This is a genomic window from Bacillus sp. MMSF_3328 (assembly GCF_030733525.1).
Lineage (GTDB): Bacteria > Bacillota > Bacilli > Bacillales > Cytobacillaceae > Bacillus_AB > Bacillus_AB infantis.
Window position 1 is genome coordinate 50192 of the sequence record NZ_JASHIV010000002.1, and the last position, 15868, is coordinate 66059.

19 protein-coding genes and 1 riboswitch are annotated in these 15868 nt (G+C 44.4%); of the genes, 5 read left to right on the forward strand and 14 right to left on the reverse strand.

Annotated elements, in window-relative coordinates; genetic code table 11:
• Position 1: 1 nt before the first annotated feature.
• The 4 genes from RBB45_RS03715 to RBB45_RS03730 all read right to left on the reverse strand — a co-directional run bounded on the left by RBB45_RS03715 (position 2) and on the right by RBB45_RS03730 (position 3208).
• On the reverse strand, positions 2–805 hold the full coding sequence (locus RBB45_RS03715; RefSeq protein WP_009793710.1) for an ABC transporter permease: 804 nt from the start codon (positions 803–805) through the stop codon (positions 2–4).
• Entirely contained in the window at positions 795–1901 is a 1107-nt protein-coding gene (locus tag RBB45_RS03720) for an ABC transporter ATP-binding protein (RefSeq protein ID WP_306009111.1), read from the reverse strand. Before RBB45_RS03720 ends, RBB45_RS03715 begins: the two co-directional genes overlap by 11 nt.
• A gap of 217 nt (positions 1902–2118) precedes the next feature.
• Positions 2119–2721 carry an energy-coupled thiamine transporter ThiT gene (thiT, locus tag RBB45_RS03725; RefSeq protein WP_306009112.1) on the reverse strand — a complete coding sequence of 201 codons (603 nt, stop codon included), beginning with the start codon at positions 2719–2721 and terminating at the stop codon, positions 2119–2121.
• A 71-nt stretch (positions 2722–2792) separates the two neighbouring features.
• A riboswitch (TPP riboswitch) is annotated at positions 2793–2891 on the reverse strand.
• Positions 2892–2968: 77 nt separating this feature from the next.
• The gene (locus tag RBB45_RS03730) at positions 2969–3208 is read right to left on the reverse strand and encodes a hypothetical protein (protein ID WP_009793707.1); all 240 of its coding nucleotides are present in this window, start codon (positions 3206–3208) and stop codon (positions 2969–2971) included.
• Between the two features lie 219 nt (positions 3209–3427).
• Here RBB45_RS03730 and RBB45_RS03735 point away from each other — a divergent pair, with 219 nt between their 5' ends.
• Positions 3428–3673 (forward strand): hypothetical protein, encoded by a 246-nt coding sequence (locus tag RBB45_RS03735; RefSeq protein WP_009793706.1) that lies wholly within the window; start codon positions 3428–3430, stop codon positions 3671–3673.
• A 111-nt stretch (positions 3674–3784) separates the two neighbouring features.
• Positions 3785–4021: a helix-turn-helix transcriptional regulator gene (locus tag RBB45_RS03740; RefSeq protein WP_009793705.1), complete on the forward strand. Its 237-nt coding sequence runs from the start codon at positions 3785–3787 to the stop codon at positions 4019–4021.
• A 156-nt stretch (positions 4022–4177) separates the two neighbouring features.
• On the opposite strand, the gene RBB45_RS03745 is transcribed toward RBB45_RS03740, so the two are convergent.
• From RBB45_RS03745 to RBB45_RS03775, 7 genes are all read right to left on the reverse strand, one after another.
• Complete coding sequence (locus RBB45_RS03745) at positions 4178–4444, reverse strand: hypothetical protein (RefSeq protein ID WP_371931549.1); 267 nt, start codon at positions 4442–4444, stop codon at positions 4178–4180.
• On the reverse strand, positions 4426–5355 hold the full coding sequence (locus RBB45_RS03750; protein WP_306009114.1) for a DNA polymerase III subunit beta family protein: 930 nt from the start codon (positions 5353–5355) through the stop codon (positions 4426–4428). The genes RBB45_RS03745 and RBB45_RS03750 overlap by 19 nt, the downstream gene beginning before the upstream one ends.
• Before the next feature lie 42 nt (positions 5356–5397).
• Entirely contained in the window at positions 5398–5853 is a 456-nt protein-coding gene (locus tag RBB45_RS03755) for an NUDIX hydrolase (RefSeq protein WP_224950375.1), read from the reverse strand.
• A complete protein-coding gene (locus RBB45_RS03760; RefSeq protein ID WP_148949429.1) occupies positions 5834–6550 on the reverse strand; it encodes an HAD hydrolase-like protein in 717 nt (238 codons plus the stop codon). The genes RBB45_RS03755 and RBB45_RS03760 overlap by 20 nt, the downstream gene beginning before the upstream one ends.
• 98 nt (positions 6551–6648) lie before the next feature.
• On the reverse strand, positions 6649–7071 hold the full coding sequence (locus tag RBB45_RS03765) for a GtrA family protein (protein ID WP_009793701.1): 423 nt from the start codon (positions 7069–7071) through the stop codon (positions 6649–6651).
• Complete coding sequence (locus tag RBB45_RS03770; protein WP_022543885.1) at positions 7025–8062, reverse strand: glycosyltransferase family 2 protein; 1038 nt, start codon at positions 8060–8062, stop codon at positions 7025–7027. Before RBB45_RS03770 ends, RBB45_RS03765 begins: the two co-directional genes overlap by 47 nt.
• Before the next feature lie 19 nt (positions 8063–8081).
• Complete coding sequence (locus tag RBB45_RS03775) at positions 8082–9713, reverse strand: DUF6044 family protein (RefSeq protein ID WP_253619089.1); 1632 nt, start codon at positions 9711–9713, stop codon at positions 8082–8084.
• 205 nt (positions 9714–9918) lie between these two features.
• Here RBB45_RS03775 and galU point away from each other — a divergent pair, with 205 nt between their 5' ends.
• A complete protein-coding gene (gene galU, locus RBB45_RS03780) occupies positions 9919–10800 on the forward strand; it encodes a UTP--glucose-1-phosphate uridylyltransferase GalU (protein ID WP_306009115.1) in 882 nt (293 codons plus the stop codon).
• 843 nt (positions 10801–11643) lie between these two features.
• Here the strand turns inward: galU and RBB45_RS03785 are convergent.
• Positions 11644–12984: an MATE family efflux transporter gene (locus RBB45_RS03785; protein WP_009793697.1), complete on the reverse strand. Its 1341-nt coding sequence runs from the start codon at positions 12982–12984 to the stop codon at positions 11644–11646.
• A 176-nt stretch (positions 12985–13160) separates the two neighbouring features.
• On the opposite strand from RBB45_RS03785, the gene RBB45_RS03790 reads away from it, so the two are divergent.
• Positions 13161–13700, forward strand: a complete 540-nt coding sequence (locus RBB45_RS03790; RefSeq protein ID WP_009793696.1) for an STM3941 family protein — start codon at positions 13161–13163, stop codon at positions 13698–13700.
• Between the two features lie 40 nt (positions 13701–13740).
• Here RBB45_RS03790 and RBB45_RS03795 read toward each other — a convergent pair whose 3' ends face one another.
• Positions 13741–14298: a hypothetical protein gene (locus RBB45_RS03795; RefSeq protein ID WP_009793695.1), complete on the reverse strand. Its 558-nt coding sequence runs from the start codon at positions 14296–14298 to the stop codon at positions 13741–13743.
• Positions 14299–14412: 114 nt separating this feature from the next.
• Here RBB45_RS03795 and RBB45_RS03800 point away from each other — a divergent pair, with 114 nt between their 5' ends.
• Positions 14413–14994 (forward strand): TetR/AcrR family transcriptional regulator, encoded by a 582-nt coding sequence (locus tag RBB45_RS03800; protein ID WP_009793694.1) that lies wholly within the window; start codon positions 14413–14415, stop codon positions 14992–14994.
• A gap of 52 nt (positions 14995–15046) precedes the next feature.
• Here the strand turns inward: RBB45_RS03800 and RBB45_RS03805 are convergent, their stop codons facing one another.
• Positions 15047–15853 carry an alpha/beta hydrolase gene (locus RBB45_RS03805; protein ID WP_035402322.1) on the reverse strand — a complete coding sequence of 269 codons (807 nt, stop codon included), beginning with the start codon at positions 15851–15853 and terminating at the stop codon, positions 15047–15049.
• Positions 15854–15868: the final 15 nt, after the last annotated feature.

Genomic DNA, 15868 nt, shown 5'->3' on the forward strand with positions numbered 1-15868 from the left:
GCTATGCCCCCCTCCTGCGATTTCCGGTCAGCAGCATGATGATCACCATCGTAAGGATCAGGAATACGGCAATGGTGGAGCCCATCCCCCAATCCTGAGTGACAAGGAAATGCTGTTCTATGGCCGTGCCCAGGGTGATGACCCTGTTCCCTGCAATCAGGCGGGTAAGCATGAAGAGGGAAAGTGCAGGGATGAATACAACCTGGCAGCCAGATTTGACGCCATCCAGCGTCAGCGGGAAAATAACCCGTGTAAAAGTAGTCCATGGTGATGCCCCCAAATCATTGGATGCATCGATGAGCGATGAATTCAATTCGTTAAGCGAATTGAAAATCGGCAAAATCATAAAAGGCAGGAAGATGTATACCGATACAAAAACAAAACTGAAATCGGTAAACAGAATCTGCCTTGAACCTATTCCGATCACCTCAAGGAAGCTGTTGGCTGCCCCGTAAGTTCCAAAAATGCCGAGAAAAGCATAAGCCTTGAGCAGCAGATTGATCCAGGAAGGAATGATGATCATCAGAAGCCAGAGCTGCTTATGCCTGGTCTTCGTAAGCAGGTAGGCAGTCGGATAGGCAATCAGTAAAGAAAAGGCAGTGATCAGGAACGCATACCAGAAAGAGCTCAAAGTCATTTTCAGGTAAACGGGCGTGAAAAATTTCTGGTAGTTCCCGAATGTGAACTGCCCTTCTATATCAAAAAATGAATAATACAGCACCAAAAACAAAGGGGTCACGACAAATAAAACGATCCACAGCAAATATGGGATCAGATACAGGTTGCGTGTCTGATTAGTTCTCATGGCTTTCCTCTTGATAAGCCTCCAGCCTGCGGTCAAATTCTTCCTCAGATTCTCCCGGCCTCATGACATGGATGGCTTCCGGATCAAAATGAAGGCCTATTTCATCCCCTACTTTTGCCTTTCGTGTAGAATGGACAAGCCATTCATTCCCATCTTTATCAAAGCAGGAAATTTCATAATGAACTCCCCTGAATAGCTGTGAATCTACACGTACCTGAAGTTTGCCCTGCTCGCTCGGAGTAATTTCCATATCCTCCGGCCTGATGACCACTTCAACCCTTTCATTCAAATCGAAGCCGGCGTCTACACATTCAAATTTCCTGCCTGCAAATTCAACCTGATAATCGGTTAGCATGGTCCCTTCGACGATGTTGGACTCACCGATGAAGTCGGCCACAAACCGGTTGACAGGCTCATCATAAATATCAGTTGGCGTTCCGCTCTGCTCAATCCGGCCTTTGTTCAGCACAAAGATTTCATCAGAAAGAGCAAGCGCCTCTTCCTGGTCATGGGTGACAAATATAAACGTAATGCCAAGCCTTCTCTGAAGCTCCCGCAGCTCGTACTGCATTTCTGTACGCAGCTTCAGGTCCAGTGCAGAAAGGGGCTCATCCAGCAGGATGACTTCCGGTTTATTGACAATCGCCCTCGCAATCGCGACACGCTGCCTCTGCCCTCCTGACATCTCTTTGATTTCCCTCTGTTCATATCCTTCCAGGTTGACAAACTTGAGCGCCTCTTTCACCTGCTCATTGATTTGCTGGTTTTTCATTTTTTTGATGCGCAATCCGAATGCCACGTTTTCAAATACATTCAAATGCGGGAAAAGTGCATAGTCCTGGAACACGGTATTGACCTGCCTCCTGTTGGCAGGCACTTTATTGATTTTTTGTCCATTGAAGAAAATGGATCCTTCTGTCGGTTCGATGAAACCCGCAATCAGGCGCAGGATCGTCGTTTTTCCGCAGCCTGAAGGACCAAGGAGCGTGTAGAACTTTCCCCTTTCTATATCAAAGCTGACGGCGTCCAGAACCGGACTGTCATTGTCGTATTGTTTTGTAACATCTTCAAAGCGGATAATAAACTTATCTGTCATTTCAATCTCCTTTACTATATTAATAGTCCTTGTACCTCTAGAAGTTATGCCTTGTAGGCCAGTTTATCACTTTAGTATAATAGCGTAACTTATTATATACCAAAATTTGTCGAATGAAAGCATTTTTCAGCAATTCTCTTCAAATTCCCTTTTTTAAAAACAAAAGCAGTCGCTTCTGGCCGATTCGCCAGAAGGGACTGCTTTATGCACATGGTTATCAGTTCGCCAATTTATGCTCTTCCGCAGCCGAATATACCTGTTTCCTCTGTACCAGGCGCGGCGCTGCAGAAAGGAGGAGCCACAATACGGCTGTACATAAGACAGCTGACCCGAGCATCGTTATCCCATTAATCATGAGAGAATATACAAAAGGAGACATCCCTTCAGGTGCATAGCTTCCAAAGAAAATCATACCTGCAAGAAAGTGCCAGAAATATCTGCCCGCACTGCCAAGGAAAATGGCTGCAGCTGCCCATCCCAGAGCCTTACCCTTCCTGCCTTCAGCAAGGCTTTTTTGGATGGCAAGAGCTAAGAAGCCGGCACAGCCAATAAAGGCGAAAGCAACGAAGTATTCAATGAAAGTCTGCAGGGGCGTCACTATCCAGGCGTCGCCCATGACAATCTGGAGAATCCCCCATAAGAATCCGGAAATGGAGCCCGCTTTCCAGCCCCATCGCAATGAAAGTATGAAGATGGGCACCATTGCAATGGAAATGGATATTGCAGGCGTTAGTTTAATAGAAGGAAGCAGATCAAGAATAACAGCGAAAGCTGCAAAAAAAGATGCTTCAATCAAGGCAACCAGCCCTAATTTTTTCATAAAAAATTCTCCCCTTTTGTCCGAATTAACGCAAACCTCAAGGGAGAACTGATCAGGAAGCGGGCATACCTTCACCCATCCATCCACATCCCTGCGCTAGAATTATCTAACAGGTTCAAAGGGTCAGAACAAAAGTTCACTCTCAGCATTAAGCTCCCCTTGTGGTTACGTTATGTAATTAATACTATAATGCATTATATCTCATTCCATCAGGCAGGAAAAGGGCATATTCTGAAAAATCGTTTTGTCATGCCGGTCCTCCTTTCTCTTTTTCGAGCTTTTCATAAAGTTCAAGACTTTTGCTGCTGAGATACTCCAGCAGCTTAGGGTGCTGTCTGAAATAGTCGACAAATTCCCTTTGTTCTCTCTCCTGGAACTTAAGCACCTGTTCATAATGCTTGCTGCAATAATAAATCGTCCGGTCCCTGTTCCACTCCTTGAGGGGGATCAGGTCCCCCGCTGCCTGGCAATAAAGGCATTTTTTCATATGATCCTTCCTCTAAGTACAGATTAAGCTCCAGGCAGGAAAAGTTGTTTCCCGTCCATACTTTAGTATATTACAGAACGTATGTTCTATTCAATTCATCAGTTTTACTGGTTTTTATATGATCTAATCGGGTATTCAATTAATATATGAAGTATTCTGGTAATTGTTTAAATTTTCAAATTATAAGATTTTACATGCATACAGGAAGGAGGCTTTAAGATGAAGAATATCCTTGATATAAAAGGCAGGCTGAATCCATATTGGTTCAATAAAGTTATTTTCAAGGTTTATATCGCTGACGCAGTGGATGAGAAAACAGTGGAATTGGAAGGTCAGAAGCTTGTTGTGGTCAATGAAACTGAAAAATTGAAGCCCGGCGAGAAGCTCAAAGTCGAGTTTCTGAACATGTGGTTTGTTTATAGCCGGATACCACGCGCAGATCAGCCAGCCAAGCAGCCGCTTTAACTCAAAAGCCGCTTTTTTCTTCTCCTTCCTTCTTTTATTTTTATATTTCACTAGTGATGTTCTTCACTTTCTTTTATAATATGAAAATAAAAGAAAAAAGGAGATTTAACCTTGGATAAAGAAATCATTAAGTTTATCAGAAAGAATTATAATCTTTCACAGCGTGAATTCGCCAAAATGATTAATTGCAGCTTTTCACTGGTTGCTTTGATTGAAATCGGGAAACGCAATGTTTCAGACAATATAGAAAAAAAGATTAAAAATGCGTTCGGACTTGAAGCGCAGGATATTGAATCCATTACCAGCATCATTAAGGAAATCGGCCGCGGTATGCCTCCTTTCAGCTAAAAAGCCTGGATGGGAGGAAATACCTTTGCTTAGCCCTCCCCGCTTTGGCCGTTTTCCAGCTGGATTACTTGATACAGCGCAACAGATTTCCCTCTTTTAATAATATTCTACTAGTATTCAGATCCCCTTCAGATTTGATTTTCTCACCTTTCAGTTTTAATCTTGATTCTGAACCTGTCCCTTGCCAAGGAACATCCCTGATGCAGTCCTGACAGGAGAAATAAGGTGAAAATAGTTTGCCTCCCCAGGGGAAGAGATCAGGATTGGCTTCATTGTCCCATAAAGCCTTATTTTAATATATTCTGACTCTGTTCCTATCAGCGCATCCGCCAGATAACTCCCATTTATTACTGCTGAAGCTTCTGTTTCTCCTCTGATGCTCTGCAATTCCTGCACCTCCTCGATCATGCCCATTTCAGACATTGGGGAAGATATAGTGATGGAGTTTTCATCCTTGGCTTGGATGGAAACAAGAGAGCTTCATTTTCTCCAGCAAATATCATCGTCCGCTTGACACCTTGAAGAAGGTGCTTCCTATTGATGACTAACTCTGTTTTGCACCCTTCCGGCTTCAGTTTCTCAGAAGAGGGAAATCTGCCGGTCAAAAGCGAAGAGCAGAAACGGAATGTTGATGTGGCGAATACGGCCTGTGAATCAGATATATAAATGGCTGCTTCTCCGCTTGGTGACTTGCCTATCAATTTGAGCAATTCTGCTGCATTTCTTGCCGGGAGAGTAAATGACTGGCTGAACCCAGCAGAGCCGTCAGCTTTCCACATGGCAAGCCGGCTTGAATCTGTCGCCGTGAATGTCAGCCCGTTTTCATCAAATGCCAGATTGATGCCTTCCAGGATTGGCCTTGAGCTTGTTTTGGCCGCAGATGCAGCTGTATTCCTCAATCCTGCTGCAAGATCAGATGCTTCCAATGGATATATATAAGGAAACTCTACATGTGCTCTATCAGGAAACTGGTCTAGCGGGAAACCCGCAATCGCTGCGGAAATCTGCTTGTCCATTGAATTAATCAGGATTTTATGTGAAGTGGAAGCTTTGATGCTTAAACGGCCAGGTATTTTCCTGATGACTTCAGAAAGCATTCTTCCATCAGCTGCCAGCTTTCCATATTCCAATATATCCAGGCCAGAATCCCTGCAGTTTATTAATGGGTGCTCAAAGATCACAGAGCGGTCCCCGTTTCCGGAAGAGACAAAAAGGCCTCCGCTGTGTGCTTCTATCATAACGAGTTTGCCAGCGGCACTATGGCTTCCCCCTGCGATTCTTGCCGCCTCACTGATGCTTTCAAAAATACTCTCACCATTTACTTTAAATTCCATCAGGTCCACCTCCTTTGATATGAGAATAGCTCTCTTTCACTGCTAAATCCGCCTGCCTCTTTTAGACATTTCTTTTTTCCGCAATAAATCTTCTGCAGCCGTAAGGCTCCGCGTCAGCCATTCAGGTGCATCCGGCTGTTCAAGGATTTCTCTGATGCTCATCCACATCACTTCCTCGTTTTCATCAGGACAAACTGGACTGGCTTCACCGCTTTTGTATTCACACAGAAAAACAATGTCAATCACATGATATCCGTCATCCGTAATGAAAGAACTGCTGCATACATACTCCATTCCATCTTTAATCAGTACACCTGTTTCCTCCAGGATTTCTCTTTTTACTGTTCTTTCCAAAACATCTGTGGAATGACCTTCCTTCTCCGCCTTGCCTCCGATCAGAGCCAGCATTCCCCCGGCATGGCTTTCCTGGCTGCTTCTTTTTCCGATCAGCCATTTACCTCCTCTGTGGACTGCTCCTTCAACATTTACTATGAACATCACTTTCACACCTCTGCTTTATGTTAAATTTTCTTTCAACACCGAAGCTGCTATATAGTTCTTCAACCGTCCGAATCAAATAAGTCGGCGATGCATCAGCAGATTGAAAGAATTCATCCTCGGTACCATATCCGTAAAGGACAGCAGCTGAATCAATGCCTGAGTGATTTGCGCCGATCACATCATATTTCCGGTCACCAATCATTAAAATATTTTTCTTTTCATATTCCCTGAAATGCAGAAGCACGGATGATATGATATCCTTTTTATCCGAATAGCTGCCATCAAGCGAAGCACCTTCTATGTAATCAAAAATATGTGAGATTTGAAAATGAGATAAAATTCTTTCAGCAAACGCTATAGGCTTTGAGGTGGCGACGCACAGTTTGCAGTCTTTTTCTTTTAATGATAAAAGCAATTCTGATATTCCGGGATATAATTCGTTTTCATATAATCCTTTTTCTGTGTATCTCTCCCTGTAAAACTGCACCGCTTCGTCTGCTTCCTCTCTACTGAAAAGGCAATGTTCCTGAAAGGAATGGTGAAGAGGCGGGCCGATGAAAAGTTTGAGAATCTCCACGGGCGGAACAGGCCGACCCATCTTTTCTAAAGCATACCTGATCGAGCGTGCTATTCCCGGATATGGATCTGAAAGGGTCCCATCAAGGTCAAAAATAATAAGCGAATATGGTTTCATGTATTCCTCCTTTCCCTCACTTAATATTACCATAATTATCAAAACATTCAGGGAGTTATATAAGGGAAAAAAATAGACAGCTTATTAATGGAAGCTGCCTACCTTTTAAATACAATATATTTCTGTCCCAAATAATTCAACACTGTATATAATACAGTTCCCAACAGGACTGCCGCCGTTTCTGGATAGAATGCCAGATGATTGTCCAAAATCAATACCAGCTTCTTTGATAGGCTGTAGGAAATAAAATAGCAGCTTGCCGCAAGGCTCGCAAAGAGAAGACCGCTTTTTATAAAAGGCTGTGAGCTTTTAAATGTATAAGCTTTATTAAGAAAATAGCTTGTCACAGCACCAGCAGCATTTCCGAGGAGCGTGGAGAACCAGTACCCTGTCCCTGCCAACAGTAGAATATAAATGCTGCCTAGCCCAATCAGTGTATTGATTAGGCCGACAAGGAGGAACCGGACAAGTGTATCAGTTGGTTTCAGGAAGCTGGCGATACTTGATGCTGAATCCTTCATCCTGCTCCATCTCCCTGTTTTTCAGCTGAAGTGACGCAGGCAGTGTGTAGGTATCAATTTCGACTATGAATTTTGGCCGCCTTTTAGTTTCTTTGTAGATCTTCCCTATATATTCCCCGATCATTCCTATTGCGGTAAGCTGCACTCCGCCTATGAGCCAGATGGATGAAATGAGAGATGTCCAGCCGGCTTCAGTGCTGCCGGTAAACTTTAGAAAAAGAAAATAAGTCCCAAAAAGGATGCTGATTACAGAAGATACAAGACCTGCCATTAAAACGAGCCGGATCGGTGTCACCGAAAAGGAAGTCAATCCATCAAGGGCAAAGGATAGCATTTTTTTCAGCGGATACTTCGTCTCCCCGGCCATCCGCTCTTTCCGCTCATACATGACCTGGTCTGAGCGGAAGCCGATCAGGGGTATAATGCCTCTCAGGAACATATTTGCCTCCCCAAAATGTGCCAGCTCCTCGGCAGCGCGCCTGCTTAAGAGGCGGAAATCAGCATGATTATAGACCAGGCTGGCGCCAAGCTTTGCCATCAGTTTATAAAAACCCTGGGCAGTCGCCCGTTTGAAAAAAGTATCCTTTTCCCTTTTACTCCTAACTCCGTAGACTATATCACAGCCTTCATGATATTTAACCAGAAATTCCCTGATGGCACAGGGATCATCCTGAAGGTCTGCATCGATCGTGACAATGCAGTCCGAAGATTTCATGCTGGTGAAAATTCCTGCTAAAAGGGCATTTTGGTGCCCTGAGTTCCTGGACAGCTTAAGCCCTGTCACCCGTTCAGATTTCAGGCTTTCTTTATGGATGAGATTCCATGTCCTATCCCTGCTCCCGTCATCAACAAACAGAAGCTTGCTCGAGCTGGAAATCAGTCCTTCAGTTTCAAGGTCCTCCAGAAGCCTGCCAAGTTCCGCCATCGTATATGCCAGCATCTCTTCTTCGTTATAGCAGGGTACAACGATAGTTAATATAGTTTCAGTCATTCTGCTTCCTCCTAGATGTCTATATTGCCTTATACAAATAAATCTTCCAGGCAGCATCCCCGGATGTGAATTCTCTCTCCAGCTCCAGACCGTTTTCCATGCTGTTCATAATCGGCACGGCAGAAAAAAAATATTCACCTCCCATTTCTTTGAAAACAGCAGTATCCAATTTGAGATTTTTGAGCTTTTTATCAGAAGTTTTTTTGAACATATAATGCTTCCCCAGTTCTGCTGTAAAGATATAGCATCTCCCTCCCCATTCATCAAAATAGCGGCGAATGGTCTTATTTTTTGCCAATTCCTCCGCAATTATTTTCCTGAACTGGTGCTTATAGGTGAGCGGGTAGAAATTATTATACGTGTCCAGCGTATAAAAGCCGTTATACTGGGCAATTGCCGGATGGATGCCTATGCTTGCAACCCGGTAATCCTCCTTTGGCCTGTCTATGTAATTTCCTATTTCTTCGAATAAACTTTCTGCGTAGAATTCTTTCACCGAGGGCTTTCTGCTGTAAATAATTTCGTCATTGAAAGCTCCAAGCAAAAGAATCTGAGCGATAATGACGGCAAGGATGCTTTTTCTGCTTTTCGACGATGTCCAGACGATCCTTAAAGCGAGCGCAAATCCTATATATATGACAAGCGGCCGCAAAAAGTGAAACCTGGCAAAATTGAAGGTGTCCATAAAATGAAACCGCTCTGTCAATGGAAGCCATCCTTTATAAAACCAGAAAGCGTACCAGAAGGACAGAAGAAAATTAAAGGCAAACAAACATACGTAAATTCGCTCCTGCCTCCAGCTTTTATTCTTCCAGACAAGGAATAAAGCATAAAGGGTGACAGGCAGGATAATGAGCCCGTGAACTGTCATGACATGGGTATGGCCCAGAACAAAGTTTTTAAAGGCAAGCCTTACGCAATGGGCGAACGTAAGCCGAGCATGAAAATATTCATCACGGCTGTTGTCTTCTTCCAGAAAAAGAAATGAGTGGACAAGGCGGTATTCAACCAGCAGATATAAAAATGTCATGCCTGCAATAGCCGCAAGAAATCGCAGATTTGTGCCTTTTCCCCTGATAAGGTCAACCAGCCATAATCCTCCCATTGCTGCAAGGAAGAAGAAAAATCCGAGAACAAAGCTGGAGTAAAAAGGAAGCAGGGTGAGCGCCAGATAGCTTTTCCAGTCTGACTTCCCCTTCCGTATATTCAAAAATGCCCATAAGGCAAGGGGCATACCGAGAGTGCTCAGCATTCCGGATGGCCAAAATGGAGTCAGCGCGAATGCAAGTGCTGCCCCCACCCTGATGGCTGACCATTCAGGTGATCTGATAAAATGAGTTTTCAGCAAAAGATACATGCCCATGAATGCAGCACATCTTGTAAGGAGCTGATTAAGGGCATAGGCTGTCATGGTCGGAAAAATAGAAAACAGCCAAACGATGCCGCTGAGTTCAGTGCCAAAGGCATTGCGCGGCAGGCCGTTGATGACCTGCGGGATGACAGCCTCTGCCGTTCCATAAGTCTGCCCGCTTTCTCTGAGGACTTTATACCATGCCAGGTTAGAATCCAGGTTGTCATGGACTCGTATATGCGCATCTTCCCCGAGAATGAATAAGGGACTTACATACAAGGCAATGGCAGCAAGCGCCATGATGATATTTTTTCGGTCTTTCAGGAATAGATTTCCGGTCAATTCATACACCCCGCCAACTCTTGCATTGGTATTAAATTGTGCGGGCATCAGGAGAACTATTCCTTTTTTTCCTGATTAAAAGGTGCATATCCCGTTTGTCCCTGTTCATATGTTCAGTTGAGTGCACTTAATTCAGCTAAAATTCTGCTGGGAGGTATCAAGCATGATCAGAAAAGCGGTCATTCCGGCGGCCGGTCTTGGCACCCGTTTTCTGCCCGCCACCAAAGCCCAGCCAAAGGAAATGCTGCCGGTTGCCGACAAGCCTGCCATCCAATACATCGTGGAGGAAGCCATTCTTTCCGGCATTGAGGATATTATCATCATTACGGGAAGAAACAAACGTGCAATTGAAGACCATTTCGATAAGTCTATCGAACTTGAACTGATACTGAAGAAAACCGGCAAAACCGAACTCTTAGAAAAAGTGGAAGCAGCTTCGAATCTTGCTTCAATCCATTATGTAAGGCAAAAGGAACCATTGGGACTCGGGCACGCAGTTCTTTGTGCAAAACAATTCATCGGGAATGAGCCTTTTGCTGTCCTCCTCGGTGATGACCTGGTTGATTCCGGTACCCCTGCTCTCTTGCAGATGATCAGCCAATTCAAAGAAACTGGAACGTGCATGATCGGTGCAAAGGAAGTTCCCTGGGAGGACGTTTCCAAATACGGGATCATCGACTATTCCTTCAAAGCAGGCAATCTTTGTAAAATCGAGCAGCTGGTCGAAAAGCCTTCGAAGAACTCTGCTCCGACCAATCAGGCTATCATCGGGCGCTATGTTCTTACACCAGAGATATTTACTGTACTGGAGTCCCTTCAGCCTGACTTTTCTGGAGAAATCCAGCTGACTGAAGCTCTTTCGCAGCTTCTGAAAAAAGGGCCCATGTATTCATGTCTGATAGAAGGCAATCGCTATGATACCGGGGATAAATTCGGCTTTCTTCAGGCTTCAATCGAGTTTGCGCTTAAGAACGAAGAGATTAAAGAAAAGCTGGAGCGATATTTGTATAGTTTGCGGGAGAGAGAGAAGAGGCCGGAGAGCTGAAAAAAGACACTCTTTGGTGGAGTGTCTCAGAATCTAAAAAAAATGAAGCCAAACTGAGCGGCAAAATTAAAACTGGGAATTTAAGGGGAAAACTCGTTCTGGGAAAAAGTGAAGAGGACTTTCTAAAAACGGTAAGGCTTGAAAAAAGTTAATGACACATCAACGTGCAGCCGAGTCATGTATCCCCACGATGGATACATGATTTCTTTTATTCTTCCTAGTCATGTATCGCAGGAGCCTGTTGGGATACATGACTTTCTTTTTTTCTCCCCACTCATGTATCCCAGGAGCCTGATGGGATACATGACCATCCTTTTTTCTCCCTACTCATGTATTCCGGGAACCTGATGGATACATGACTCTCCTTTTTTTCTCCCCACTCATGTATCCCAGGAGCCTGATGGGATACATGACTTTCTTTTTTTTCTCCCTACTCATGTATCTCAGGAGCCTGATGGGATACATGACCATCCTTTTTTCTCCCTGCTCATGTATCCCAGGAGCCTGATGGGATACATGACCATCCTATTTTTCTCCCTACTCATGTATTCCAGGAACCTGATGGGATACATGACTTTCTTTTTTTCTCCCTACTCATGTATCTCAGGAGCATGATGGGATACATGACCATCCTTTTTTCTCCCTGCTCATGTATCCCAGGAGCCTGATGGGATACATGACCATCCTTTTTTCTCCCTACTCATGTATTCCGGGAACGTGATGGGATACATGACTATCCTTTTTTTCTCCCCACTCATGTATTCCAGGAGCCTGATCGATATATGGCTTTCCTTTTTTCCGCACGCCAAAAGACACTCCGCACAGGGAGTGTCTTTTGGCGTGTCATTTTTCAGTTGAAAACAGCTTTTTCTTGTCCCATCTGCCGTATTTATAGTACGAAAAAGCAATCACGCTGCTGATCATAAAGCTTGTTCCCATTCCGTATGCGATCCCCTCTTCCCCCATCCATTGTGAGAACAGCCAGGTCAAAGGGTATCTCAGCACCCAAAAGGAGATGATATTGAGCACAAGCACCTGGAACATGGCACCTGCAGCCCTTACTATGCCATTTAATACAAAATTAAGCCCGAGGAACGGATAAAAGAAAGCAATTGATACAAGATAGCCTGTACCAAACTCAACGGCTCCAGGCTCGGTAATGAACAGGGATATTCCCGCTTTTGCTAATAGCACAGCCGCTCCGGCAATCAAGAGCATTATGCCTAAATTGTAGAGTGAACCATAGAGCGCAATCTTATGGACCCTTTTCCACCGGCCTGCCCCAATATTCTGTCCTGCCATGCTGTTGACAGCTGTGCCGAGCGCCGAAGCCGGCAGCATGATCAGGCTGTCAATCCTCTGGGCTGCCCCAAAGCCTGCAACCGTGTCCGCCCCGAAGGAATTCACCACACTCATAATGGCCATTACACCCGCTGAGATCACCATCATCTGGAGTCCTGATGGTATGCCTAATTTTAGTATCGTCCACACTTCATCTTTACCGGGCATGAACGGTATCGAAAAAGGTGCGAGTTTTCTTTTTAAAACAATATACATGCCAGATATGAATGCGATCCCCTGGGCGGCAAGAGTGGCATAGGCAGCTCCATCGATCCCCCATCCCAGGATAGAAATGAACACAGGGTCCAATATGCTGTTTAGGACCACCGCGACCAGTACAAAAATCAGCGGCGTCCTGCTGTCCCCCAGAGAACGAAGAATCGTCCCGATAAAATTGTAGCCGAACAAAAAAAGGATGCCGAGGAAATTAATCTTTAAATACGAGTCTGCTTCAGCAATCATCGCCTCTGGGGTATCAAGCCACTGGAGAATAGGCTTTGAAGCAAAATAGCCTGCCGCTCCCAGCGCAAGGGAAAGCAGTGTGAGGATAATCACAAAACTGTTTAGATATTGCCTCAGACCTTTATCATCATCTCCTCCTTTTTGCTGCGACAAGATTGTCAAAGCTGCATTATTGATACCGATAATAAATGACAGCACCGTAAATATGACGGTGCTTGAAACCGCAATGCTGCCGAGTGACGCGGCTCCAAGCAGATTCCCCACCCAGAGGCTGTCAACAAACTGGTAAGAAACCTGCAGCAAGTTCGTCAGCATGATGGGAGTAGAAAAAATAAACATCTGCTTCAGAATATTCCCTTGTGTAAAGTCTTGCTGGGACATAAAAACCACACCTTCAATAATGATTGCTTCTATTATTTCTCTTTTTATGTATAAATTCTACTCAAACGTTTCGAATATCGGATTATTGCTTCACCATGGAATTTTTTGGTTTATATTTCGGTATAAGGGGGAATTTTCCATTTGGTATCTACTAATCAATCAATAAGGAGGACAAGATGGAAAAACAATTTTATGCCGCGAAAGGAAAACTCTTTCTGTTTATGCTGGTTGTATTGGCTGCAGGTGTATTTTTTGCCTGGCTGGCTGCAGATATGGTTTTACATGAAGAAAACAGGGAAACTTTTATGCTGATTATCTATTTACTGTTTGCTGTTTTATTGTTTGGATGTGCCCTGCTTTTTGCAGGAATGATTTATGACAAAGCCCCCTTGGTTTCTTTCAGCACAGAAGGTCTGGAAGTCAATGGTCCAGGCGGCCCCGGTCTCATCGTCTGGGAAGATTTTGAGGGTATCTTTCCATATGAGGTTCAAGGCAATGCTTTCCTTGGGGTTATCTTGAAGGATGAAGAAAAATACATTGAAAGGCTTCCAGCGAGAAAGAAAAGATTGGTGAAGATCAATCAAGGAACCGGTTTTCCACCTTTTAATATTAGTATGAATTCCCTTAAACAACGGAAGGAATTCATTGAAGAGCTGGAGAAAAGGGAAATACCGATTCTGGTTGTTGAGGAAGAACTGGAAAAAGAAAACATATAAAAGAATATCCCCCCTCGCTGATTGAGGCGGGATATTCTTTTCATATATTCATCTCTTTGCTTTTTTTAGGGGCCTTTGGCCAGATAAAATAACTAATGCAATAAATCAAATCTGCTGCTAGAACAATCGACCATATTTTCACGACACCGGATAGTGCTTCCGTTCTCCCAGGATCATCTATGATTAGCACGGTTCCCATCAGCAAGGCAGCTCCGATAAGATATGCGGCTCCATGCCTCGCAAAGCCTTTTATATTATGCCTTGCATGATCCATACCATATCTTTTTTCCGGCCGTTTCCCCTTTTTGGCGATGTAATATAAAAATCTTTCATCCGCCCACTGAATCATACTTTTTCCAAAGGCTATCGACACACCGATATATACGGCAGCCAATGCATGTGCCTGTGTTGCTTCTGAGCCTCTGTATAAGTCCGCACCCGCTGCTGCCAGCAGGATCAGATCTACAACAGGAGTCATCGCGAGCAGGATGAGACCGGTTTTCTTTTTTCCGAAAAGATAACGCATACAAAGGCCGGCCAGGATTAAAACCCAAAAGCCGACTTCACACCCTATGATAACCCACAATATCCAGTTCATACTTTCCCCTTCCAGTACTATTGTTGTTTAAACTCATCATAACACCACACTTTTAGTGATACAAGTGTATTATTAAAAATTGAAACCTGTTTTACGGTCTGCTACACTGAGACTATGCCTAAAATAGTTGATCATGAACAAAGGAAAAAAAGAATCGTCCAGGCCACCTGGCAGGTTATTTTGGATAAAGGGGTGGAAGGTGCGTCTGTCCGCAATATTGCAGCGGAAGCCGGTGTTTCTCTTGGCGCCCTGCGCCACTATTTCTCCACACAAGATGAACTGCTTGTCTATGCAATGAAACTGGTAAATGAAAATGTGATAAACAGGGTTTCGGAGATTGCATTGAAGGATTTGCCCCCAAGGGAAAAGGTTTATCAAGTCCTGCTTGAAATTGTTCCAACCACTGATGAGAAAATGGCAGAAATGGAGGTGTGGTTTGCGTTTGTTGCATACAGCAGGCAAAAGGAAGAATTTCGAATCCTGAAGCAGGGAATATATACGGGGATTGTTCAGATGATGGATTTTCTAAAGTCCCATGGAGAGCTGAAGGATGGCCAGGATCATGATCTTGAGACTGAAATGTTATACAGTTTCATTGACGGGCTGGCCCTGCACAGTATGCTCGAGCCTGAACGTCTGAAACCGGACAGAATAGAAAAAACTCTCCGCCGCTACCTGGATAGAATCCTAAAATGACCACAGATGACCGGATCTTTTAAAATCCGGTCATTTTCAGCATTGATTCAGTTCATGAAGATGCATATGACTGCTGCTCCCTGAAAGCTTTGAGCCATTCTGATGTGCACTCGATCAGCTCCGCAAAGCAGCGCCCGGCTGAATAGGTATGGCAGGCTCCTGTAACATAATGCAAGGAACATGATCCTTCCTTCCGCTTCCTGAATTCTTCCGCATATCTTCCTGAGTGGGATACCGGAATATCCTGGTCTGCTGTTCCATGTACAATCAGGACATCGCCCCTGTATGCCGCAAGCTCTTCCAAAGGTTCATATCTCTTCAGCGAAGAAAAGTAATTGTCCGTTAGCTGATAGCCCAAATAATCAAGTGAAGCTCCCTTGTCCAGTGCCTTTACCTTTTCACTGCCGACAATGCAGACGATATCCTGATATGGTCTTGCAGAAGCCGACCATATGATAAGCTTCCGGATGCGGACATCTTTTGCAGCAGCCAGCACGGCAACGGCTCCGCCGAGGCTATGGCCGATGAGAGAAATTGAATGAGGATTTGCATAATCAAGCTTCACTGCAAAATCGATAGCAGATAAAGTCTGCTCCAGCAAATCGGGAAGACCTGTTTCTCCGTACTCACCCGGACTCTCCCCGCAGCCCTCATAATCAAAGCGGAGGACAAGATACCCATCTGCAGTAAGACGGTTGGAAGTTTTAACAAATAGCCTGTCGACACCAATACGGCTTCCTGTAAACCCATGGCAGATGATGACCAGGGGATAGCGGCGGTTCTTGCTGAATCCTGCAGGAAAATCCAGCGATCCGCACAAGTGCTTATCCTTCCAGGGTATTAGAATACTTTCTGACATATATAGTCCCTTCCC